22 protein-coding genes and 1 other annotated feature are annotated in these 23,016 nt (G+C 36.1%); all 22 genes read left to right on the top strand.

The annotated features are described in order from the left end of the window. Window positions 1–14 precede the first annotated feature (14 nt). The 22 genes from H9D55_RS06255 to aspS all read left to right on the top strand — a co-directional run bounded on the left by H9D55_RS06255 (window position 15) and on the right by aspS (window position 23,013). Window positions 15–623 carry an SCO family protein gene (locus tag H9D55_RS06255; RefSeq protein WP_186077823.1) on the top strand — a complete coding sequence of 203 codons (609 nt, stop codon included), beginning with the start codon at window positions 15–17 and terminating at the stop codon, window positions 621–623. Between the two features lie 714 nt (window positions 624–1,337). After that, window positions 1,338–2,051, top strand: a complete 714-nt coding sequence (locus H9D55_RS06250; RefSeq protein ID WP_186077822.1) for a prepilin peptidase — start codon at window positions 1,338–1,340, stop codon at window positions 2,049–2,051. Continuing rightward, entirely contained in the window at window positions 2,051–2,737 is a 687-nt protein-coding gene (radC, locus tag H9D55_RS06245) for a RadC family protein (protein ID WP_186077821.1), read from the top strand. The genes H9D55_RS06250 and radC overlap by 1 nt, the downstream gene beginning before the upstream one ends. A 460-nt stretch (window positions 2,738–3,197) precedes the next feature. Continuing rightward, window positions 3,198–4,043, top strand: a complete 846-nt coding sequence (gene mreC, locus H9D55_RS06240) for a rod shape-determining protein MreC (protein ID WP_186077820.1) — start codon at window positions 3,198–3,200, stop codon at window positions 4,041–4,043. Continuing rightward, window positions 4,044–4,562: a rod shape-determining protein MreD gene (mreD, locus tag H9D55_RS06235; protein WP_186077819.1), complete on the top strand. Its 519-nt coding sequence runs from the start codon at window positions 4,044–4,046 to the stop codon at window positions 4,560–4,562. Between the two features lie 42 nt (window positions 4,563–4,604). Beyond that, window positions 4,605–4,674 (top strand) — a sequence feature (ribosomal protein L21 leader region). Window positions 4,675–4,685: 11 nt separating this feature from the next. Further along, entirely contained in the window at window positions 4,686–4,994 is a 309-nt protein-coding gene (gene rplU / locus H9D55_RS06230; protein WP_186077818.1) for a 50S ribosomal protein L21, read from the top strand. After that, window positions 4,994–5,311, top strand: a complete 318-nt coding sequence (locus H9D55_RS06225; RefSeq protein ID WP_186077817.1) for a ribosomal-processing cysteine protease Prp — start codon at window positions 4,994–4,996, stop codon at window positions 5,309–5,311. Before rplU ends, H9D55_RS06225 begins: the two co-directional genes overlap by 1 nt. An 11-nt stretch (window positions 5,312–5,322) precedes the next feature. Beyond that, a complete protein-coding gene (gene rpmA / locus H9D55_RS06220; RefSeq protein ID WP_186077815.1) occupies window positions 5,323–5,613 on the top strand; it encodes a 50S ribosomal protein L27 in 291 nt (96 codons plus the stop codon). 61 nt (window positions 5,614–5,674) lie between these two features. Continuing rightward, window positions 5,675–6,958, top strand: coding sequence for a GTPase ObgE (obgE, locus tag H9D55_RS06215; protein ID WP_186077814.1), 1,284 nt, complete (start codon window positions 5,675–5,677; stop codon window positions 6,956–6,958). Window positions 6,959–6,966: 8 nt separating this feature from the next. Beyond that, window positions 6,967–7,560 carry a Holliday junction branch migration protein RuvA gene (ruvA, locus tag H9D55_RS06210; RefSeq protein ID WP_186077812.1) on the top strand — a complete coding sequence of 198 codons (594 nt, stop codon included), beginning with the start codon at window positions 6,967–6,969 and terminating at the stop codon, window positions 7,558–7,560. Window positions 7,561–7,575: 15 nt separating this feature from the next. Further along, on the top strand, window positions 7,576–8,589 hold the full coding sequence (gene ruvB / locus H9D55_RS06205) for a Holliday junction branch migration DNA helicase RuvB (protein WP_186077811.1): 1,014 nt from the start codon (window positions 7,576–7,578) through the stop codon (window positions 8,587–8,589). Beyond that, on the top strand, window positions 8,579–9,601 hold the full coding sequence (gene queA, locus H9D55_RS06200; protein WP_186077810.1) for a tRNA preQ1(34) S-adenosylmethionine ribosyltransferase-isomerase QueA: 1,023 nt from the start codon (window positions 8,579–8,581) through the stop codon (window positions 9,599–9,601). The genes ruvB and queA overlap by 11 nt, the downstream gene beginning before the upstream one ends. An 11-nt stretch (window positions 9,602–9,612) precedes the next feature. Continuing rightward, window positions 9,613–10,758, top strand: a complete 1,146-nt coding sequence (gene tgt / locus H9D55_RS06195) for a tRNA guanosine(34) transglycosylase Tgt (RefSeq protein WP_186077809.1) — start codon at window positions 9,613–9,615, stop codon at window positions 10,756–10,758. Between the two features lie 14 nt (window positions 10,759–10,772). Further along, window positions 10,773–11,036 (top strand): preprotein translocase subunit YajC, encoded by a 264-nt coding sequence (gene yajC, locus H9D55_RS06190; RefSeq protein WP_186077808.1) that lies wholly within the window; start codon window positions 10,773–10,775, stop codon window positions 11,034–11,036. Between the two features lie 89 nt (window positions 11,037–11,125). After that, entirely contained in the window at window positions 11,126–13,405 is a 2,280-nt protein-coding gene (gene secDF, locus H9D55_RS06185) for a protein translocase subunit SecDF (RefSeq protein ID WP_186077807.1), read from the top strand. 73 nt (window positions 13,406–13,478) lie between these two features. Further along, on the top strand, window positions 13,479–15,701 hold the full coding sequence (recJ, locus tag H9D55_RS06180; protein WP_208454738.1) for a single-stranded-DNA-specific exonuclease RecJ: 2,223 nt from the start codon (window positions 13,479–13,481) through the stop codon (window positions 15,699–15,701). Window positions 15,702–15,763: 62 nt separating this feature from the next. Next, a complete protein-coding gene (locus H9D55_RS06175) occupies window positions 15,764–16,282 on the top strand; it encodes an adenine phosphoribosyltransferase (RefSeq protein WP_186077805.1) in 519 nt (172 codons plus the stop codon). Window positions 16,283–16,381: 99 nt separating this feature from the next. After that, the gene (locus tag H9D55_RS06170; RefSeq protein WP_186078215.1) at window positions 16,382–18,544 is read left to right on the top strand and encodes a RelA/SpoT family protein; all 2,163 of its coding nucleotides are present in this window, start codon (window positions 16,382–16,384) and stop codon (window positions 18,542–18,544) included. Window positions 18,545–18,553: 9 nt separating this feature from the next. Then, complete coding sequence (dtd, locus tag H9D55_RS06165) at window positions 18,554–19,006, top strand: D-aminoacyl-tRNA deacylase (RefSeq protein ID WP_186077804.1); 453 nt, start codon at window positions 18,554–18,556, stop codon at window positions 19,004–19,006. Further along, window positions 19,006–19,728 carry an N-acetylmuramoyl-L-alanine amidase family protein gene (locus H9D55_RS06160; RefSeq protein ID WP_186077802.1) on the top strand — a complete coding sequence of 241 codons (723 nt, stop codon included), beginning with the start codon at window positions 19,006–19,008 and terminating at the stop codon, window positions 19,726–19,728. Before dtd ends, H9D55_RS06160 begins: the two co-directional genes overlap by 1 nt. A gap of 257 nt (window positions 19,729–19,985) precedes the next feature. Beyond that, entirely contained in the window at window positions 19,986–21,254 is a 1,269-nt protein-coding gene (gene hisS, locus H9D55_RS06155) for a histidine--tRNA ligase (RefSeq protein ID WP_245202341.1), read from the top strand. After that, window positions 21,244–23,013 carry an aspartate--tRNA ligase gene (aspS, locus tag H9D55_RS06150; protein ID WP_186077800.1) on the top strand — a complete coding sequence of 590 codons (1,770 nt, stop codon included), beginning with the start codon at window positions 21,244–21,246 and terminating at the stop codon, window positions 23,011–23,013. The genes hisS and aspS overlap by 11 nt, the downstream gene beginning before the upstream one ends. The last annotated feature ends 3 nt before the right edge of the window (window positions 23,014–23,016 follow it).

Here is a 23,016-nt window from a genome sequence, read left to right as displayed (position 1 = left end):
ACGGAGGAATTAAATTGAAAAAGTTCTTGTTTTTAATACTTTCGGTGTCATTGTTACTTGCTGCATGTAACAAGTCTGACGTTGAAGTTATGAGTCGCTATGGAAACACAATGCAAGAATTTTCTGTAACAGATCAAAATGATGAAATATTTACGGAAAGTGATATGGATGGCAAAGTATGGTTAGTTGACTTTATCTTCACTAACTGTGCGACAGTATGCCCTCCAATGACAATGAACATGACAGACGTCGTCAACCAATTAAACGATGACGGCGTAACAGACTTTGGTGTACTGAGCTTTTCAGTAGATCCGGAAACAGATTCACCACAAGTTCTTAAAGAATACATGAGTTATTATGAAATTCCAGAGGATGTTGAATGGAAGTTCGTTACAGGATACGATTATGATTATATAAGACATCTCGCTGAGAAAAACTTTAAGACAATCGTTGCACCACCACCAAAAGGAAGCAACCAAGTGACGCACGGAACAGCATTTTATCTCATTGATCAAAACGGTAAAATTATTAAAGATTACTCAGGTGTCGATAATGGAAACACAAGCTTCCCTAAAGAAGAAATTATTAAAGATGTTAAAACTTTAACTAAATCTGAACAATAAAGGTAGAAAGCCACAGAAACTGAGGAATAATCGCTTATAAAATTATAACTAACTCAATTAGAACACGGTTCAATCATTTAAAGATATTATTTTAATAATTAAAAACTCCATATAAAATATGTAATAGAAGTTAAATTATAGGATTAAAAGTCATCAGTATGTTAGAAAACCTATTCTTCCATCAGAAACTTGGGATATAGGAATTAGACTAAGAAGTACTAAAGGAGTCAAATATAAAAATAACATTACGACAACTTCGCTTATAAAAAGAATACGAAAAGAAATAATATTGTATAAGGATTCCCGATATTATTCTTAATATGTAACTTATATTAATATGAGTGAAACGATTTTATAAACGGAAATTAATCCGACAAAGGAGATGACGACATGTCATCAGTTATGACAATGATGATGATTTTGATGGTAGGAATAATGGTTGCAGTAGCTGCGGTAGTCGTTATTGCAGCTGTGCTAAGTGCGAAGCGGAATAAAAAAGAAGACGAGTAGATAGATGATTAACCCACACTTAGGAAGTGTGGGTTTTTGTGTGGAAATTGATATACGGCAATATATAGGGGAATTGATAGACTATTTATATAGGTTAGGGAATCACGTGCTACAGCTATTAAAAAATTGTTGTTAAATGTTATTAATAGTAATTTTGATTCAAGGAATGATTCAAGTATCCTTGTTATTAATAGGAGGGATAACTTGGGCTTTTTTATTGTTGGATCCATTGTTGCATCATTTATGTTTGTTGTTACTTATACTGAAAAAATAAACATACAATTTCTCAATAGACGTAGTCGGTGTGACCAATGTAAGCAGCATCTAAATTGGTATGAACTCATACCAATTTTTAGTTTTATATTTTTAAAAGGAAAATGCAATAACTGTAAAGTACAGATATCACAGGGATGTTTTTATACAGAGTTGTTAATGGGAATTGTTTATGTGTTTCCTTTATTATTCAGTTTGGAAAATGAATATTACATTCACTATTTTTTAATTTCATCATTTTTAATACCTCTTTCAATCCTAGATTTCGAGAAATTCATTATTCCAAATCATATGCTGTTTTTATTTAGTTTTTGTTCAATTGTTTTGTTACCTATTCACATGGAATATTTATGGATAAAGATATTTTTGATTGCTATAACTTATATATTATACCCTCTATTTTCAAATTTGATTGGATTCGGTGATGTCAAATTATTCACCATATTTTTAGTACTCTTCCCAATAAATGTTTTTTTTATCATATTTCTATTTACTTTTATAATTGGTGGTATAGCAGCTATAATTTTCGATTTTATTTTAAAAGATAAAAATACTATATATCCACTTGTTCCGTTTATTACAACATCATTTATTATTGTAATGATTACATTAAAAGATTTAAAAATAATTTTTGGAGGTCTATAATGACAGAGCGATTATTAATTAGAGAAATGTTTTCTGAAGATAAACCAAGAGAAAGATTAAAAACATACGGTGCTGAAAAACTAACAAATCAAGAATTGTTAGGAATAATCATAAATACAGGGAATAAGAATGAAAGTGCGTTAAGTCTTGCTAATAAGATTTTAAGTAATGTAAAATCAATAAGAGAAATTAGGCATCTCACACTTCAAGAATTGATGGATATTAAGGGGATCGGTGAAGCAAAAGCCATTACTATACTTGCAGTTATTGAACTTGCGATTCGCATGCACAGTCACAGCCTTGAAGATGATATTTATATCAGATCACCACAAGATGTTTCTAATTTACTTATGGAAAAAATGAGATATTATCAACAAGAACACTTTATCGTCTTGTATTTATCTACAAAATATATGGTTATTCATGAAGAAACAATTTTTAAAGGCTCATTAAATTCAACAGTCGTACATCCAAGAGAAATTTTTAGAGAAGCGGTTAAACGTAGTGCAGCGGCATTTATTTGTGTCCATAATCATCCAAGTGGAGACCCAACTCCATCAAAAGAAGATATAGATGTCACTAAGAGGTTAAAACAGGGTGGTGAATTAATAGGTATAGACTTCTTAGACCATATAGTTATTGGAAACGGGAAATTTATTAGTATGAAAGAGATGGACCATTTCTAAAATTCTATTAATTTAAAGATTTGTTCGACAAAATTCAGTTCAAGTATATATAATTTGATTAGTATTACTAATTAGCTATAAAGTCAGGTGACTATGACTATCATAACCCTAGTAACTATACCTCAGATTTTAATTATGCAATAATTCATTAAATTAATGAATACCCTTGCATTCTCTTAAACATTAAAATATAATGAGAATATAGTAAGACATAGAGATCGGACACTGTTTTGAGACAGCAGTCACTCACCGATAGCACATGCTGCTAGATATCATATTATTATCTGTTACGTTTTAGCTAGTCTAAAACCTAAACCACTAGAGAGCGCCATCTCTAGTGGTTTTCTTTTTTTGTCATGTTAATTAAATGTTTAAATATTACTTTTTATCTTCCACAATTACAATAGAAGTCTTATGTTAGATTGTGGTAAACTTGTATGGAATATATGGAGGTGGGTTCATGCGATTTTTAAATAGAAACAGAATGATCATCGTTATTGTTTCAGTAATCGTGTTAATTCTATTAATCGGATTCTCATTATCTGACAGATCGCATACTACTAAAGCTGAACAATTTACAGCGGATACTACAGCTACCACTCAACGCATCATAGATGCGCCATTTAATTTTATTGGTAATATTTTTTCAGGTATTTTTAGTGGATTTGGTGCGGACAAAAGAATAAAAGAACTTGAGGCACAGCTCGATGCATTGCCTCAGTTAAAAGCTGACAACGAGCGTCTTGCAGAAGAGAATAAGGAGTTAAAAGATGCCTTAGAAGTTTCTTCTAAATTTGATTATGAAGCAATCAATGCGCGTGTCATTTCTCGTGCTCCTGATCAGTGGCTAAATTCTTTAGTTATAGATAAAGGGCAGAAGGATGGCATTAATGAGGGCATGGCAGTAATGACGCCAAAAGGGTTAATCGGTATCGTTAAACGTGTTAATGGTATGTCTTCGTACGTTGAAATCATCGCCACGAATACAGCTAAGGAAAACATTTCTGTTGAAATTAGAGATGGTAAAAACAAGCATTACGGAACTATCGAGAAATATGATGAAAAAACGGAAACGTTAATTGTTAATAATATCGTGAATGAAGGACGCATCAATAAGAATGCAAAAGTTTATACGTCTGGTCTTACTGGTGATTTTCCCGAGGGTGTCATCATTGGTGAGGTTGTAAGTTCTGAGAATGATTCATACGGATTAAGTCAAAATGCACATGTGTCTTTAGCTAGTGACATCAATAGCATTGACACAGTGTTTGTTTTAAAGAGAGATCCGGAGTCTTTGGGTGATTAAATGAGAATGATATTTCTGTTTTTAATCTCGTTCCTTCTATTATATGTAGATATTTCTTTTACTAATATTAGCCCAGTAGATGTCGCTGGCTTAGGTGTCTATTTTGTACCTAAACTTCTCTTTATGTTTATCTTACTTCTATCTTATTATTTAGGAGTAAAGTGGAGCTTGATGATTGCTCTTCTGTTAGGACTCATGACTGATGTATACGTCGGTACTGTTTATGGTTTGCATTTATTTGGTTTTGCGACGTTTGTTTTATTTATGAATACGGCATTCCGAGTGTTCTATAGAGACTACGTAACATTGTTTTTTGTTGTCATAATGAACACCTTTTTATTTGATACTTATATTTTTATTATGTATAAAGTGATTGGTATAATAGAGATGCCGACATTTGATTACTTCGCATTGCGCGCGGTACCTAGTCTATTATTGAACTCTGTACTCTATATACCAGTATTAGTTGTCGTAATCATACTTTCTAAAGTTCGTAAATCTGTATTTATTAATCATTGACTTAGAAAATGAATTATCTTATAATATAGAAGTTGATGAATTTGTAAACATCAACCGCTCAGACAAGGTTTTAAGTGAGGAATCCACCTATATGGCGTGTCTTAATATTCAGGAGGTGTAAGTATGTTTGCAATTATTGAAACTGGCGGTAAACAACTAAAAGTAGAGGAAGGTCAAACGATCTTCGTTGAAAAATTAGACGTTGAAGAAGGCGAAACTGTAACTTTTGACAGAGTATTATTCGTTGGTGGAGACAGCGTTAAAGTTGGCGCTCCATTAGTTGAAGGTGCTACTGTTTCTGCGAAAGTAGAAAAACAAGGTCGTGCTAAGAAAATCGACGTGATAAAGTTTAAACGTAGAAAAAACTACCATCGTAAACAAGGTCACAGACAACCATTCACAAAAGTAACAATCGAAAAGATTGATGCTTAATGGTTGAAATAGAAATCAAGAAGAGTAACATTAATCAAATTGAGCGTATCACAATGCGTGGCCATGCAGACTATGATGTTCATGGTCAAGATATTGTTTGTGCAGGTGCTTCCGCAGTAGTGTTTGGTTCAACAAATGCGTTGTTCGAACTTACTGATGGAAAGGTATCCGTAGAGCAAGATCCTAATGGTGGCTATTTAAAAATTGAGATATTAGAATTTGATGAACGTGCTGACCTCATTCTGAATTCTATGATCATATCACTAAAAACGATAGAAGAGTCATACCAAGAATATATTAAAATAAGTTATAAGTGAGGTGGACTTAAATGTTTAAATTACAATTAGACTTACAATTCTTCGCATCTAAGAAGGGTGTAGGTTCAACTAAAAACGGTCGTGATTCACACTCAAAAAGACTTGGTGCTAAACGTCAAGACGGACAGTTTGTAACAGGTGGATCTATTATTTATCGTCAACGTGGAACTAAAATTCATCCAGGTGCGAACGTTGGACGCGGTGGAGACGATACATTATTCGCTAAAGTCGATGGTGTTGTTAAGTTCGAGCGTTTCGGTAGAGACAAAAAACGTGTTTCTGTTTATCAAGAAGCAAAGTAATGTAATTGTAGCATCAGCAGAAGCTGATGCTTTTTTTTATAAATTTAATGGAGGTGACGAAATGTTTGTCGATTATGTAAAAATACATTTAAAAGCAGGTAATGGTGGTAATGGGTTAGTCGCATACCGTCGTGAAAAATATGTACCAATGGGTGGTCCTGCTGGTGGAGATGGTGGTAATGGCGCTGATATCGTCATGGAAGTGGACGAAGGACTTCGTACGTTAATGGACTTTAGATTCCAAAGCCATTTTAAAGCAGAACATGGTGAAAATGGAATGAACGCGAACAAACACGGTAAGAGTCGTGATGCGCTTGTTCTTAAAGTACCACCTGGTACAATCGTTAAAAATGCGGAAACGGGTGCACCAATTGCTGACCTAACAACAGATGGTCAAACAGCTGTCGTCGCTACGGGTGGTCGAGGTGGACGTGGGAACTCTCGTTTCGTCTCAAGTCGTAACACAGCACCTGACTTCGCAGAGAATGGTGAACCAGGACAAGAGATTGACGTTATCCTTGAGTTAAAACTCATGGCAGATGTTGGTCTCGTAGGTTTTCCAAGTGTAGGGAAGTCGACACTTCTAAGTAGCGTTTCCCGTGCTGAACCAAAAATTGCAGCATATCCTTTCACTACAATTAAGCCTAACCTTGGTGTAGTTAATACTAAAGACGGACGTAGCTTCGTAATGGCTGATTTGCCTGGTTTAATCGAAGGGGCATCTGAAGGTACAGGTCTCGGACATCAGTTCTTAAGGCATGTCGAGCGTACTAAAGTACTTGTTCATGTGATCGATATTGCTGAAACAGAATTCAGAGATGCAGTTGAAGATTATAATACAATCAGAAAAGAAATGGAACTATATAACGAATCACTCTTATCTCGTCCTGAGATCATTGCGTTGAATAAGATTGAAATTTTAAATGATGATGAAAACATGGAGAGATTTAAGAGAGAAGTCGAAACGGATTCTAAAATTATGGAGATCTCTGCTGTAACGGGTCAAGGAATTGACGAGTTATTATATGAAATCGCAGATACTCTTGATAACTACGAAGAAGTTGAAGAGGTTGAAATCGAAGAGTCTGATGTTCGTGTAGTATATAAACATGAAAAAGGTCGTGACCAATTCGAGATTACACGTGACATGGACGGCACGTTTGTTGTAACTGGTGAAGGTATCGAACGTCTATTTATGATGACTGACTTTTCTAGAGACTCGGCAGTACGCCGTTTTGCTCGGCAAATGCGTTCTATGGGTATCGACGATGCGTTACGTAAACGTGGAATTCAGACAGGTGAAATCGTTAGGATTATGGACTTTGAATTTGAATTTGTAGAATAGGTGAAAAAATGTATCAATATATTAAGGGAGTAATTACAGAAGTTAAACCTACTTTTGTCACGCTTGAAAATAATAATATTGGCTTTTTAATAGTAGTGCCAAATCCATTCAGATTTGAGAGTGCATTAAACACTGAAGTACAGATTTTTATTGAGCAAATTGTACGCGAAGATAGCTTAACATTGTATGGATTTAAGACAGAAAAGGAGAAAAACATGTTTAACTCTCTCCTTAAAGTAACAGGAATTGGGCCTAAAAGTGCGCTTGCAATCTTAGCTGCATCAACTCCAAATGAAATTATTCATGCGATTGAAAACGAAGATCAAGCTTACCTTCAGAAATTTCCGGGTATCGGTAAAAAGTCTTCAATGCAAATCATCTTAGACTTAAAAGGGAAGCTTTCCTATGACGAAGAATTAATCGACACAGTTGTCGTAAAATCGAAATCTAACGATGTGATTGTTGATGAGGCAATTATGACATTAGAAGCTCTAGGGTATAGTAAGCGTGAACTTGCAAAGTTAGATAAACACCTGAAACAATTAGATATTGAAACTGTTGAAGAAGCAGTGAAACAGGGATTAAAATTTATTGTTGAATAAATACGGGAGGAAAATATGGACGATAGAATACTAAATGACGCGCAAGAAACTGGCGAAGAAATGGTCGAGTTGTCTCTTCGTCCCATCGTTTTATCACAATATATTGGTCAAGATGCATTAAAGAGAAACTTAAAAATATTTATTGATGCTGCTAAAATGCGCGGTGAAGCTTTGGACCACGTCATCTTACATGGACCACCAGGACTCGGTAAGACGACATTGTCTAACATTATTGCTCATGAGATGGAAGTTAACATTAGAACAACGACAGGACCCGCAATTGAGCGTCCAGGGGATCTCGCAGCAATTCTCTCAAGCTTAGAGCCAGGTGACGTTCTTTTTATCGATGAAATTCATAGACTGCCTAGAATTGTCGAAGAAATTTTATATTCAGCAATGGAAGATTTTTTCATTGATGTAGTTATTGGTAAAGGAGAAGAGGCAAGAAGCATTCGTATCGACTTACCACCATTTACTTTAGTTGGTGCAACAACGCGATTCGGCAGTCTATCTGCCCCTTTAAGGGACCGTTTTGGTGTTCAGTTAAGACTTGAATATTACGATATAGAAAGTCTCGAAACAATCATCAACAGAACTGCAGATATTTTTGAAAGCAATATTGACTCAGATTCTGCACACGAACTCGCAAGACGTAGTCGAGGAACTCCTCGTATTGCGAACCGTTTACTTAGACGTGTCAGAGACTTCTCTATGGTAAAACAAGAAGAGTCTATTACTTTAGAGACGACAAACTATGCGCTAAACGTATTAGAAGTAGATAGTGAGGGGTTAGACCCAGTTGACCATAAGATTATGAAGACAATCATTGAAACGTATGGCGGTGGTCCAGTTGGCCTAGAAACAGTTGCGGTATCGATTGGCGAAGAGGTCATTACACTTTTAGATGTCTATGAACCTTACCTTATTCAAAAAGGATTCTTAGAGCGTACTCCGAGAGGTAGAAAAGCTACAGCAAAAAGCATCGACTATTTTAGCAAATCGTTTGGAGAACAATACAATGAATATTAATGAATTTGATTTTGAGTTACCGGAAGAATTAATTGCACAAACACCACTTAAAAATCGAACAGAGTCTAAACTTCTTATTTTAGATAAAGAGACAGGTGACATACAGGACAAAAATTTCTATGATATTGTAAAATATCTGAATCCTGGAGACTGTCTCGTTTTAAATGATACGAAAGTGCTGCCTGCTAGGCTTTTTGGCCTGAAAGAGAATACTGGTGCTAAGATAGAAATTCTTCTCTTAAATCCAGAGGATTCGTTATACAAGGTACTTGTAAAACCAGCTAAACGCGTCTCAATAGGTACGAGAGTAACTTTTGGTAACGGTCAATTAGTTGCTGAAATCGTTGAAAAACACGATGATGGCATTCACATGGTAAAGCTTCATTACGAAGGAATTTTAGAAGAGATTCTAGATCAACTTGGTGAGATGCCTCTGCCACCATATATCAAGGAACGTTTAGAAGATAAAGACAGATATCAAACAGTATTTGCCCGTGAAAGTGGAAGTGCTGCAGCTCCTACAGCGGGTCTACACTTTACTGAAGAATTATTAGAAAATATAAAGAAACGTGGCATCGAAATTCATATGGTGACACTTCATGTTGGGCTAGGAACATTTAGGCCCGTTTCAGTAACAGATATAGAAACGCATGAAATGCACAGCGAGTTTTATACGATGAGTGAAGAAACTGCCAAAGCACTTAATGAAGCGCGTAGGCGTGGAAATAAAATTATCAGCGTAGGTACGACTTCAACGCGTACACTCGAAACGATTTATAAAAAACACGGTAAGTTTGTATCAGATAGTGGATTTACAGATATATTTATTTATCCTGGTATTGAAGTCGAGTCTATTGATGGTCTTATTACAAACTTTCACTTGCCAAAATCATCTCTTGTGATGCTTGTTTCAGCTTTTAGCACAAGAGAAAATATTTTAAAAGCTTATCAACATGCTATTGATCATAAATATAGATTCTTTAGCTTTGGTGATGCGATGATTATTTTATAGGATGTGAACTAATGGCGATTCGCTATGAACATATACACACATGTAAGCAGTCGGGTGCGAGACTTGGTCGTCTTCATACACCACACGGGGTGATTGAAACACCAATCTTTATGCCAGTCGGTACGCTTGCTACTGTTAAGACGATGACACCTGAGGAGCTCGCTGATATTGGGAGTCAAATTATTCTTTCTAACACTTATCATTTGTGGCTCCGTCCAGGTAACGAGCTCGTAAAAGAAGCAGGTGGTTTACACAAATTTATGAACTGGGACAAACCTATCCTAACGGACAGTGGGGGTTTCCAAGTTTTCAGTTTGCAAAACATGAGAACTATTGAAGAAGAGGGCGTTCATTTTAGAAGTCATTTAGATGGGTCTAAGCTCTTTTTATCTCCAGAAAAATCAATGAAGATTCAACACGACTTAGGCGCAGATATCATTATGTCATTTGATGAATGTGCTCCGATTCCGGCCACTCGAGATTACGTAAAAAACTCACTTGAACGTACAACACGATGGGCTGAACGTGGATTAGAATATCACACGAAGTCTGGTAAAGACAAAACACAAGCACTTTTCGGTATCGTCCAGGGTGGAGAGTATCCAGATCTTCGTAAACAAAGTGCGAAAGAGTTGACGAGCTTAGACTTTCCTGGATACTCAATTGGAGGATTATCAGTTGGAGAACCAAAGCCACTGATGTACGAAATGTTAGAAGAAACAGTTCCGTACTTACCAGAAAGTAAACCAAGATACCTCATGGGTGTTGGTTCACCGGATGCATTAATTGAAGGTGTAATTCGTGGAATCGATATGTTTGACTGTGTGTTACCGACACGTATCGCAAGAAATGGTACATGCATGACATCAAATGGTCGATTAGTTGTAAAGAACAAAAAATATGAGCGTGATTTCACACCGCTAGATCCAAACTGTGACTGTTACACATGTAAAAATTATACACGTGCATATATTAGACATTTGTTTAAATCGAATGAAATTCTAGGTGCACGCCTTACGACTTACCATAACTTGTATTTTCTGTTAAACTTAATGGAAGATGTACGTAAAGCAATATTAAATGATAGTTTGCTTGATTTTAAAGAAGTTTTCTTTGAAGCGTACGGGTTAAATAAAGAGAACCCAAAAAACTTTTAAGGAGAAATTATATAATGGATATCTTAGGAATGTTATTACCATTTATCGCGATCTTTGCTGTGATGTATTTCTTAATGATTCGCCCGGCTCAGAAACGTCAAAAAGAAATGAACAACATGCAATCTAACCTTCAAAAAGGTGACGAGATTGTAACTGTTGGCGGTATTAACGGCGTAGTTACTTCATTTGATGCGAACCACATGTATGTGGACCTTGGTGACGGAACTGTTGTAAAATTCGAACGTCGCGCACTACATCAAGTTGTAAACAATGCCTAAAAAGTCGACTCTGTCGGCTTTTTTTATTTTCCATTTAGTTTTTAGGTAAATAAGTTTATAATTGAGCTATTGAAAGGTAAGGTGACGAGGTGAAAAAGAAACCAAATAGAATACTCTCGTGGCTGATGATTGTTGTTTTACTATTTACTGTTATTGCACTCACAGCAAAAGATGTATTCAGAGACGTAAATTTAGGATTAGATCTTCAAGGTGGTTTTGAAGTTTTATACCAAGTAGAATCATTGAGTGACGGGGAAAAGATAGATGATACTGCAGTGCGGGCAACAGCTTCAACTCTAGATTCTCGTGTCAACGTACTCGGAGTTAGTGAGCCAAACATTCAAATAGAGGAAGGAAATAGAATTCGTGTACAGCTTGCAGGTGTAGAAGACCAGCAAACAGCACGTGAACTCTTATCCACTCAAGCAGAACTAACAATTCGTGACATAAAAGACAATGTGATGCTTTCAGGTGGAGACCTTGAACAGGGTGGAGCAAGTCAGGGCTATGACGAACTCAACAACCCGATGGTTTCGCTTAAATTGAAAGACGCAAAAAAGTTCCATGAAGTGACTAAAAAGATTTCAGAAATGCCTGAAGGTCAAAATATTATGGTTATATGGATGGACTTTGAAGAAGGCGTAGACTCTTATAATGAAGAGGTACAAAAAGAGAATCCAAAATTCATATCAGCTGCTAACGTGGCACAACCAATTAACTCCACAGATGTTATGATTTCGGGTGGATTTCAAGGTAAAGAAGGATTAGAGCGAGCTCAAAATATTGCGGCACTCTTAAACTCAGGTGCGCTACCTGTTAAACTGACTGAAATTTACTCAACTTCAGTTGGTGCTCAATTCGGTGAGAAAGCACTAAATGAAACTGTACTTGCAGGTGCAATTGGTGTGGGAGTCGTTCTTCTATTCATGATATTCTTCTACAGAGTACCTGGTATTGTCGCTTCAATTACATTAATCGTCTATGTATTCTTTACGGTGTTTGCATTTAACCTAATTAATGGAGTTCTTACACTTCCAGGTATTGCAGCGCTGATTCTTGGGGTCGGTATGGCAGTGGATTCTAATATCATCCTCTATGAACGTATTAAAGAAGAGCTGCGAATTGGTCGGACGATTAAAGCAGCATATAAAAAAGCTGCTGGTCAATCTCTATGGACAATTGTCGATGCAAACCTTACAACTTTAATAGCAGCGATTGTGTTATTTATATTCGGTACTTCAAGTGTTAAAGGTTTCGCAACGATGCTATTAATTTCTATTATAATGAGCTTTGTTACGGCAGTATTCTTAACTCGTATACTAATGACTTTACTGGTAAGTTCAGGTTATTTAAGCAATAAACCAAGATTTTTCGGACTTAAAGAACGTGATATTCATTCGATCAGCGAAGGTGTGAACGTCCAAGATCTTACAACAGTTTGGGATAGGATGGACTTTGCGAAGCATGCAAGTAAATTCTTCGCATTGAGTGGGATACTTATTGCTACAGGGATTGTTGTTCTCTTTATCTTTAAACTAAACCTAGGTATCGATTTTACAAGTGGTACACGTGCGGATATCCAAGTGACGGATGGAGTGACAGCTAACGTTGTAAACAAAGAGTTGAAAGACCTAGGTGTAGAGCCTGAGAGCATTACAACAAGTGGAAATAACACAGTTGTTGCACGTTACTCAACAGATTTAGATAAAACAGAAGTTGCTGAAGTACAAACATATTTCAAAGATAAATACGGTGAAGAACCAATGCTTTCTACGGTGAGTCCAGTAATTGGTCAAGAACTTGTTAGAAATGCAGGCCTTGCATTACTCTATGCATCAATTGGTATCATAATCTATGTAACAATTCGATTCGAATGGCGCATGGGTCTCCCTGCTGTTCTTTCATTACTACATGACGTGTTTATAATGGTTGCGGTCTTCTCAATTTTTAGATTAGAGGTTGACATTACATTCATTGCTGCAGTGCTGACAATCGTCGGTTACTCCATCAACGATACAATCGTAACCTTTGACCGAATACGGGAAAACAATAAGAAGATGAAAGTCTACCGCAGTGAAGCAGATATTGATAACCTAATCAATACGTCATTGAGACAGACTTTAACGCGTTCTATTAATACTGTGCTGACTGTTTTAATAGTCGTTGTGTTCTTAGTATTTATGGGTAGTGAAGCGATTTTCACATTCTCAGTTGCATTACTAATTGGTTTAATTAGCGGAGTGTACTCATCGCTCTTTATTGCGATTCAATTATGGGGCGTACTTAAAAAGAAACAATTGCGTAAAAATGGTGGCACACTTGTAGTTTATGACGATTCACAAAAAGATACAGACAAAGTAGTAGTATAATAATGAAACGTCTAGGAAACTAGGCGTTTTTTTAAAGGGGAATTGTATGTTCAAATCATTATATCGTTGGGTTTTGCATAAAAAGACAGAGCAAATTGATGAAGAGACAGTCAAAAATTACTCTATTTCACCTTTGGCAAAAGAATTTTTAGAAGGCAGACAAATTACGTCTAATGATAAGTTAGAAGCAGTATTACATCCACAATTTGGTAATTATAATGATATTTATGATATAGATCGTGCGACGAATTTAATCAATAAGCACATTGATGAAGGAAGTACAATACTCATATATGGTGACTATGATGCTGACGGCATTACGAGTACAGTGCTCCTCTATTCAGCGCTCTTGGAGAAAACAGATAACGTACATTTCTTTATTCCTAACCGAGTAGAACATGGTTACGGACCAAATTTCGACTTTTTTGACCATGAAGTCGTTGGTAACGTGGAGTTAATTATCACAGTCGATAATGGTGTTACAGCTGTAAAAGAATTTGAACTGCTAAAAGAAAATGGAGTCGACGCGATTATCATTGACCACCATGAATTCAGTGACACGTTACCAGATGCGATTGTCATACATCCAAACCATCCGAATGGGAATTACAGTGATCCATATCTTGCTGGTGTAGGTATAACATACAAAGTCGTGGAAGCACTAGGTTTATTACAACCAAATCACATTGGACTTGCCGCGATAGGAACAGTAGCAGACATGGTACCGATGTTTGGTGAAAACAAGAAAATAGTTATCGATGGATTGAAAGAATTAAATCAAAACATACCACTTGGGTTAAAAGCACTCATGAATCTAAATGATAACACAGACCCTATTGATACTGAGACAATCGGATTTTTCTTCGGACCAAGACTTAATTCAACAGGACGAATCAGTGACGCTTCTATTGGAGTAGAGTTATTACTCACAGATGATATTAGTTACGCAAACATGTTAGCCGCGGAAATAGAAGAGTTGAATAATACACGCAAAGATATGGTTGAAACGACAGTTTTAGAGGTTAAGGAAGATATTAATAGAGAAAACAAAGTGCAAATTATTTATGGTAAAGATTGGCATCCTGGAATCTTGGGAATTGTTGCCTCTAGAATAGTAGAAGAGTGCGGTGTACCTGCGATTCTATTGACACATGACGAAGGTGTATATAAAGGATCGAGCCGCTCTATAGATGGAGTGGATCTTTTATCTTTAATGCGTAGTGTAGATGCAACATTTACGGCGCACGGTCATGCTGCAGCGTTCGGTATCACTGTGCCAGAAGAAGATATCGAAACATTTCAAAGAGCTGCAATCAATTACTTTAATGAAAATATAAAGAAGACAAAGCCAACGCGATATGTGGATTTAGAACTTTCAGATTCATTTAGTGAAGATGATCTTAACGAAATTTATAAGCTCGGTCCTTTTGGACAAGGGTTTTCTGCACCAGTATTTTTAAAAGAACAAAAACCGATTGAAGAAATTAGACAAATTGGCAGAGATAAAACTCATCTTAAATTTAAGTTGAAAGACTCACCATTAGATTATATTGGGTTTAACTTTGGTCATTTTGCGGATGAAGTGTTTAACGATGATTACATCAGTGTAATCGGTAAAATAAACGTTAATGTTTTTAACGGCAATCGTAAGTTACAGATGATTGTAGAAGATATTAAAATGGATGAACTAAGAGTACTCGATATGCGTGCAAAAGCAGATCAGAAATTTAATCTAATCAAAGAGACAGATATATTCTTGATACAAGAAGGTAAAGAAAAGCTCGGTAGTAATTACTTCCATTACGGCGAACGCATACCGTTTATTGCATCATCTTTGGTATTGAGAGACTTACCGATTGATTTAGAAGCGTTCGAATTTACTTTGAGAGAACTGAAAGTTGGTAAGATTATAGCGATTTTAAACCAAAAGGAAGAACTGTTCTTCAATGGTATTCCAAAAGAGGTTACAGTTAGAGAGGCATACAAATTAATAACAGAAGTAAAAAATGGTGCAATCGACTTAAAGGTACATGCACCAAGATTTGCTAAAAGATTAAATGTATCGATGAAAAACTTAGAAAAAATCATGAATATCTTAATAGACTTAAACAGAGTTAAGCTTGTAAATGGTGTAGTATTCTACAATCCAGAAATTACAGAAACTATTCTAGTAAGTGAATCTAATCTATATACGGATATGCAGAAAAAGTTAGCATCTGAATCGAAACTTAAGATGTCATCGCGACCTGAACTAAAGAAATATTTAGAAGACTTAATTACGAGTAGTAATATTTGAATGTAATAGAGACATTAGTATGGTAAAATATATGAATAAAGTAATGTCCTTGGGAGGAAATCATGGATTTAAAACAGTATGTTTCAGAAGTAGAGAATTGGCCTAAAGAAGGTGTGCAATTTAAAGATATTACTACGATCATGGATAACGGTAAAGCATACGGATATGCAGTTGACCAAATTGCAGAATACGCGAAGGACCTTGACATAGATATCGTTGTAGGACCTGAGGCACGCGGGTTTATCATCGGATGCCCAGTGGCTTATAAACTTGGTATTGGGTTTGCACCTGTAAGAAAGCCGGGCAAACTCCCAAGAGAAACTGTTGCGTTTGAATACGATTTAGAATACGGCCAAAACACCTTAGAAATGCATAAAGACGCCATTAAACCAGGTGCACGTGTATTAATCACTGACGACTTATTGGCAACTGGAGGTACTGTTAAAGCAACAATTAAACTTATTGAAGAATTAGGTGGAGTTGTAGCTGGAATGGCGTTTCTAATTGAGCTTGAATACCTGAACGGAAAATCATTGCTTGATGGATACGACTATATTTCATTAATTAAATACGAAGATTAATAGCTTTAAAGCCTGATAATTCAGGCTTTTTTTGTAAACCAAAATAGTGTAAAATTAAGTTTAAATCTAAAATGATGGAGGGGGTATCGGAACATGAGTATGAGTAAGGAGTATCCATATACGGATCAAGACGTTTTCACTATGTGTGGTGCATATCTTAAATACGAAGAACTTGATATGATCAAAAAAGCGTATCATCTTGCTGAAAAAGCCCATCGTGGTCAATTCAGAAAAAATGGATTGCCTTATATCGCACATCCTATTCAAGTTGCTGGAATATTAGCCGAGCTTAAATTAGATATGCCCACGATCGTTGCCGGCTTCTTACATGATGTTGTAGAAGATACCCAATATACTCACAGTGACCTAGTAGACATGTTTAACGAAGAGGTTGCTGAAATCGTCGATGGTGTAACTAAGCTTGAGAAAGTTAAGTACCGTTCAGTTGAAGAACAACAAGCTGAAAATCATCGTAAATTATTCATAGCGATTGCGAATGATATTCGTGTGATTTTAGTTAAACTTGCAGACAGGTTACATAATATGCGTACACTGAAGGCAATGCCTGAAGAAAAGCAAGTACGCATCTCCAAAGAAACGTTAGAGATTTATGCACCGCTTGCGAATCGTCTAGGTATTTCTAGTATTAAATGGGAACTAGAAGATATCTCTCTCAGATATATTGATCCAGCGAGTTACTTCAGAATCGTGAGCTATATGAAGAAGAAACGTAGTGAGCGTGAAATCATCATCAACCGTGCGATTGGAATGATTGAAGAAGAGCTTCAAAAAACACTGATTGAGCATGACTTATCTGGTAGAGCTAAGCATATTTATAGCATATATAAAAAGATGAACGATCAAGACAAAGAGTTCGACCAAATTTTTGATTTACTTGCAATTCGAGTACTCGTAAATGATATTCGTGACTGTTATGCAACGCTCGGTATTATCCATACGATATGGAAACCGATGCCTGGACGCTTTAAAGATTATATCGCTATGCCTAAACCTAACATGTATCAGTCACTTCATACGACGGTTGTTGGTCCAAATGGTGACCCACTAGAAATTCAAATTCGTACTTTCGAGATGCACGAAGTTGCAGAACATGGGGTTGCCGCACACTGGGCTTATAAAGAAGGAAAAGACGCTGCATCTGCAAATAAATGGGTGAAAGATATTGTCGATACGGAATCATCTTATTCAAATGCTCAGGAGTTTATGGAGGCATTAAAAAATGATCTGCTATCTGACAAGATATATGTATTCACGCCTAATGGTGACGTTATTGAACTACCAAGTGGAGCAATCCCGATAGATTTTGCTTACCAGGTCCATTCCGAAGTGGGCAATAAGATGATCGGTGCGAAAGTGAACGGTAAACTTGTTCCTATCAATCATGAGCTTAAAACGGGTGACATTGTAGAAGTAAGAACGAGTAAGCAATCGTTTGGCCCAAGCTTAGATTGGCTTAAAATGGTTAAATCATCGAGCACTAAGAGCAAGATTAGATCATTCTTCAAGAAACAAGACCGTGCTGAAAATATAGAAAAAGGTCGAATCCAAATTGAAGAAGAAATCAAATCTCGCGGTTATGAAGTCGAAGAAGTATTATTTGATAAAAACATATCAGATGTTTTAGAACGATATAACTTAAAAGAAAAGAACGATCTATATGCCTCAGTAGGCTATGGTGGAGTTACCCCTTCTCAAGCAACAAACCGCTTAACTGCAAACATCAAGTTACCGGAAGCTATTCAATCAAATGTGGTTGTTGACGTTGATCGTTCAAAACACTATAAAGAAATTTCATCTGAAAGTGGCGTAGTCGTAGAAGGTATGGACAACATGTTAGTAAATCTTGCTAAGTGTTGTAATCCGATTCCTGGAGATGACATTATTGGTTATATCACTAAAGGTCACGGCGTAAAAGTTCACGTAAAAACCTGTCCGAACATTAAAAATGAGACAGAGCGTCTCATTGAAGTAGAATGGGTAGCTAATAAGAAGAAGGATAAGAGATACCAAGTAGATCTTGAAATTAGTGGTTATGACCGAAGTGGCTTAGTAAATGAAGTACTGAACCTGGTCTCAAGTGAAAAAATTCCTATCACAAGAGTAAATGGTCAAGCTGATATCAACAAATATGCTGTTATCACACTGTCTGTCATGGTTTTATCTAACGATGAATTATATAAATTAGTAGAGAAAATTAAACAACTACCTGATATATATAGTGTAGAACGTGTGTTTAAGTGAGGTCTTAAAATGAAAATCGTATTACAAAAAGTATCCCATGCTTCAGTTTCGACGAACGAATTATTTAACGAAATTCATACAGGTTATTTATTGCTTGTTGGTGTAAGTACATCATCGACTGAAGCGGATGCGATAAAGCTCGCTGAAAAAATTGCGAATGCACGCAATTTTGAAGACGATGAAGGTAAAATCAACCGTTCAATTAAAGAAGTGAATGGCGACATCCTAAGTGTGTCGCAGTTCACTTTATATGCTGATGTAAAAAAAGGGAATAGACCTTCGTTTACAGACGCAGCTCCTGGTGAGAAGGCGCAAGTTCTTTATGAAAAGTTTAATGAAGCTTTAGAAAACCAAGGATTACTTGTGAAGACGGGATTCTTCGGTGAGAATATGGATGTAAAACTTACAAATGATGGTCCAATTACGATCATTTATGAATCAAAAGAGGGTAAAATTCTATAATGGATGTTTTAAAATTAATACTTAAAAAATTTGGTGAGTTTTTAAAGTATAAGAAACATCTATATGTGAAACCACTCTTTTTATTAACAGTTTCTGTTTTGTTTATAATTACTTTTGTGTTTATCGTTAAAAAATATGAACCAAATGATACGTATGAACCTATAAAAATCAGCTTTGAGAAGCAATCATATAACCTAGAGGGAAAAACGATCGTGTTAGATCCAGGTCATGGTGGGGATGATCCTGGTGCTCCGAGTATTTTTGGTGTAAATGAAGCACATATTGTCTATTCCGTTGCGAATAAATTACGAGAAGTACTTGAAGATTCGGGTGCAACCGTGGTGATTACTCGTGAAGAGAATGAAACTGTCTCACTTGATAATCGTAAGTTGGAGGGTGATATGTTCATTAGTATACATAGTGATGCATTCGAAAGCAGTGAAGTATCAGGCTTTACGACATTCTATAGATATGAAAACCAGATTGAGTTTGCTAAAACGATTAGTGAATCACTTGACCAGTATGCATTCATAGCAAACCGTGGTACACAAGAGATGAGTTATCAGGTGATTTGGCAACTCGATTATCCTGCAACATTAATTGAATTAGGATATCTTTCAAATAGTGTGGATGATTCATTATTAAATGATCCGGGTTACCAAGAGAGAATGGTCCACGGCATTGCTGAAGGTATCGACAATTATGTGAATAAGAAGAAATGATTTGACTAGGTTGTAACAACACTTTATAATTATTACTATTATAATAAACGAATAGAAGACTTAGGGTAGCGTATTTTTAGAGACATTACGGTTGGTGCGAGTAATGAATACAACACTTGTCTGGACACTTCTATTTCACTTTAATAGCTTAAATGAGTGCACGATTGTGCAAAAAGTAGGGTGGCACCACGACTTTTTCGTCCCTTATATCCGTTTAACGGGTATAAGGGATATTTTTATACATGGAGGAACTAATTATGATACAAATTCCAAGAGGAACTAAGGATATATTGCCTGTAGATTCTATAAAATGGCAATATATTGAAGAAGTGTTAAGAGAAACATGCCGTAATTTTAATTATAAAGAAATTCGTACACCTATCTTTGAACAAACAGAATTATTTGTTCGTGGAGTGGGCGATACAACAGATATCGTAAATAAAGAAATGTACACGTTCACTGATAAGGGTGGACGTAGTATGACACTACGTCCAGAAGGTACTGCACCTGCTGTACGTAGTTATATTGAAAACAAAATGCACGGTGATCCTAATCAACCAGTTAAAATATTTTATCAAGGTCCGATGTTTAGATATGAACGCCAACAAAAAGGGCGTTACCGTCAATTTGAACAATTTGGTGTTGAGGTTATTGGCGTCGAAGATCCGTTGATAGATGTTGAAGTAATCAGTCTTTTACTAGATATCTACAAAAGCTTTGGACTTGAAAAATTAGAGTTACACATTAACTCAATTGGTGACTTCGAAAGCCGTGAAGACTATCAAAAAGCATTAAGAGAACATTTTGCACCTTCAATTGGTGAGTTTTGTTCAGACTGTCAGTCAAGACTCGATAGGAATCCGATGAGAATTTTAGACTGTAAAGCAGATGCGAAACACCCATTAATGACGACTGCTCCAAATATTCAAGATTATTTAAATGAGTCTTCAAAAGCGTATTTTGAAGCAATTAAGGAAACTCTTACAAATATGGGGATTGATTTTATCGTAGATCCTAACTTAGTAAGGGGACTTGATTACTATACGCACACTGCTTTTGAACTCATGAGTAGCGCTGAAGGATTTGGTTCTATCACGACACTTGCAGGAGGCGGAAGATACAATGGATTGATTGAGATGTTAGACGGTCCAAACGAAACAGGAATTGGATTTGGTATGTCAATAGAACGATTATTACTAGCATTAGAAGCCGAATCTATTGAATTACCAATCGATGACTCAATCGATTTTTATCTTGTGACAATGGGAGAAAAAGCGCGTATTGAAGCGAGTATAATCTTGAATCGTTTACGTACAAATGGATTTAGTGCGGACATGGATTACAAAAAACGTGGTATGAAAGCACAAATTAAAGATGCTGATAGAAAAAAAGCAAGATATATGATTGTACTCGGAGATAGTGAATTAGAATCAGGAAAAATTCACGTTAGAAATATGGATACACGAAAAGAAGTTGAGGCAAATCTCGATTGTTTTGAAGAGGAAGTGAATTTTGATGAAGCGTAGTTTAGTAAATGAAATTACAGAACATATGATTGGTGAAAAAGTAAAATTGAATGGTTGGGTACAGCGTCGTCGTGATTTGGGAGGGTTAATATTTATTGACCTCCGTGATGCATCGGGATTCGTTCAGATCGTATTTAACCCAGATGTTTCAAGTGAAGCGATTGAAATAGCAGAAACATTGAGAACAGAATTTGTTATCGAAGCAATTGGTGAAGTCGTCCGCCGTGACGAAAGTCAGGTAAATAAGAACAATGCGCTTGGTCACTTAGAAGTGATTATAAGTGAAGTGATGATTATATCAAAAGCAGCAACACCTCCGTTTCAAATTTCCGATGACAACATCAATGAAGATATTAGATTAAAATATCGTTACGTTGACCTTAAAAGATCAGAATTACAAAATATTTTAAGATTAAGACATAAGACTACAAAGGCAGTGCGTGAATTCTTAGACGCGGAAATGTTTGTAGACATCGAAACACCATTTCTATCAAAGTCAACACCCGAAGGAGCGCGTGACTATCTTGTACCTTCAAGAATTCACGAAGGTGAATTCTACGCATTACCACAATCACCACAGATTTATAAGCAATTATTAATGCTTGGTGGATTTGAAAGATATTATCAAATTGTTAAATGCTTTAGAGATGAAGACTTAAGAGCAGATAGACAACCTGAATTTACTCAAATCGATATTGAAAAGTCATTTACTGACCAAGAAGATATCATAGAGATGAATGAGCGTTTAATAAGTCATGTCATGAAAGAAGTAAAAGGTTTAGATGTACAAATACCATTCCCACGTATGACTCACGAAACAGCAATGAATGAATACGGTCTAGATAAACCAGACACACGTTTCGACATGAAGTTAAAAGACCTAAGCGAGTTTTCTAAGACAGTGGCGTTTAAAGTGTTTAAATCAACTGTTGAAAACAGTGGGGTAGTTAAAGCAATTGTTGTTAAAAACCAAGCATCAGAGTATTCAAGGAAGAATGTCGACCAACTAGAAGCATATGTTAAAAACTATGGAGCAAAAGGACTTGCATGGTTAAAGTACAACGAAGATACATTCACAGGGCCAATTGCTAAATTCTTTGAAGAAAGAGAGCAAGATGAGCTTAAAGAATTATTAAGCGTTGAAAACAATGACTTAGTTCTATTTGTTGCAGACAAACCTTCAATTGTACATGCTTCACTCGGCAACCTACGTAATAAGTTAGCTAAAGACTTAGGATTACTTGATAAGAAACAGTACAACTTTGTATGGATTACAGACTGGCCATTATTTGAATACGATGAAGAAAGAGGACGCTACATTGCGGCTCATCACCCATTCACTTCACCAAAGAAAGAAGACGAGGGATTACTGGAAACAAATCCAACAATGGCGAAAGCAAACGCATATGACATTGTATTAAATGGTTATGAATTAGGTGGAGGATCGATTCGTATTTCAGATCCGCATCTACAAGAAAAAATGTTTAAAGCATTAGGGTTTACTGATGAAGAGAGAGATAAACAATTCGGATTTCTAATTGAGGCATTTAAATATGGTGCACCACCACATGGCGGAATTGCGTACGGACTAGATAGATTTGTTATGCTACTTGCTGGAACAGATAACATTCGTGATGTAATCGCGTTCCCTAAAACTACAAGTGCATCAGACTTAATGATGAAATCTCCTTCTACAGTATCAAAAGAGCAATTAGAAGAATTGCACATTGATATCATCAAAACAAAAGAAGACGAATAAAAA

Source organism: Phocicoccus pinnipedialis, from assembly GCF_903994035.1.
Classification (GTDB): Bacteria; Bacillota; Bacilli; order Staphylococcales; family Salinicoccaceae; genus Phocicoccus; species Phocicoccus pinnipedialis.
This window is presented reverse-complemented; position numbering and strand designations above follow the sequence as displayed.

Excerpts from the sequence above, each read along its gene's own strand:
- aspS (WP_186077800.1), top strand. The coding sequence starts at position 21,244 with ATGAAGCGTAGTTTAGTAAATGAAATTACAGAACATATGATTGGTGAA.
- rplU (WP_186077818.1), top strand. The coding sequence starts at position 4,686 with ATGTTTGCAATTATTGAAACTGGCGGTAAACAACTAAAAGTAGAGGAA.
- yajC (WP_186077808.1), top strand. The coding sequence starts at position 10,773 with ATGGATATCTTAGGAATGTTATTACCATTTATCGCGATCTTTGCTGTG.
- queA (WP_186077810.1), top strand. The coding sequence starts at position 8,579 with ATGAATATTAATGAATTTGATTTTGAGTTACCGGAAGAATTAATTGCA.
- dtd (WP_186077804.1), top strand. The coding sequence starts at position 18,554 with ATGAAAATCGTATTACAAAAAGTATCCCATGCTTCAGTTTCGACGAAC.
- tgt (WP_186077809.1), top strand. The coding sequence starts at position 9,613 with ATGGCGATTCGCTATGAACATATACACACATGTAAGCAGTCGGGTGCG.
- mreD (WP_186077819.1), top strand. The coding sequence starts at position 4,044 with ATGAGAATGATATTTCTGTTTTTAATCTCGTTCCTTCTATTATATGTA.
- hisS (WP_245202341.1), top strand. The coding sequence starts at position 19,986 with ATGATACAAATTCCAAGAGGAACTAAGGATATATTGCCTGTAGATTCT.
- H9D55_RS06225 (WP_186077817.1), top strand. The coding sequence starts at position 4,994 with ATGGTTGAAATAGAAATCAAGAAGAGTAACATTAATCAAATTGAGCGT.
- rpmA (WP_186077815.1), top strand. The coding sequence starts at position 5,323 with ATGTTTAAATTACAATTAGACTTACAATTCTTCGCATCTAAGAAGGGT.
- radC (WP_186077821.1), top strand. The coding sequence starts at position 2,051 with ATGACAGAGCGATTATTAATTAGAGAAATGTTTTCTGAAGATAAACCA.
- mreC (WP_186077820.1), top strand. The coding sequence starts at position 3,198 with ATGCGATTTTTAAATAGAAACAGAATGATCATCGTTATTGTTTCAGTA.
- H9D55_RS06170 (WP_186078215.1), top strand. The coding sequence starts at position 16,382 with ATGAGTAAGGAGTATCCATATACGGATCAAGACGTTTTCACTATGTGT.
- ruvB (WP_186077811.1), top strand. The coding sequence starts at position 7,576 with ATGGACGATAGAATACTAAATGACGCGCAAGAAACTGGCGAAGAAATG.
- obgE (WP_186077814.1), top strand. The coding sequence starts at position 5,675 with ATGTTTGTCGATTATGTAAAAATACATTTAAAAGCAGGTAATGGTGGT.
- H9D55_RS06175 (WP_186077805.1), top strand. The coding sequence starts at position 15,764 with ATGGATTTAAAACAGTATGTTTCAGAAGTAGAGAATTGGCCTAAAGAA.
- H9D55_RS06160 (WP_186077802.1), top strand. The coding sequence starts at position 19,006 with ATGGATGTTTTAAAATTAATACTTAAAAAATTTGGTGAGTTTTTAAAG.
- ruvA (WP_186077812.1), top strand. The coding sequence starts at position 6,967 with ATGTATCAATATATTAAGGGAGTAATTACAGAAGTTAAACCTACTTTT.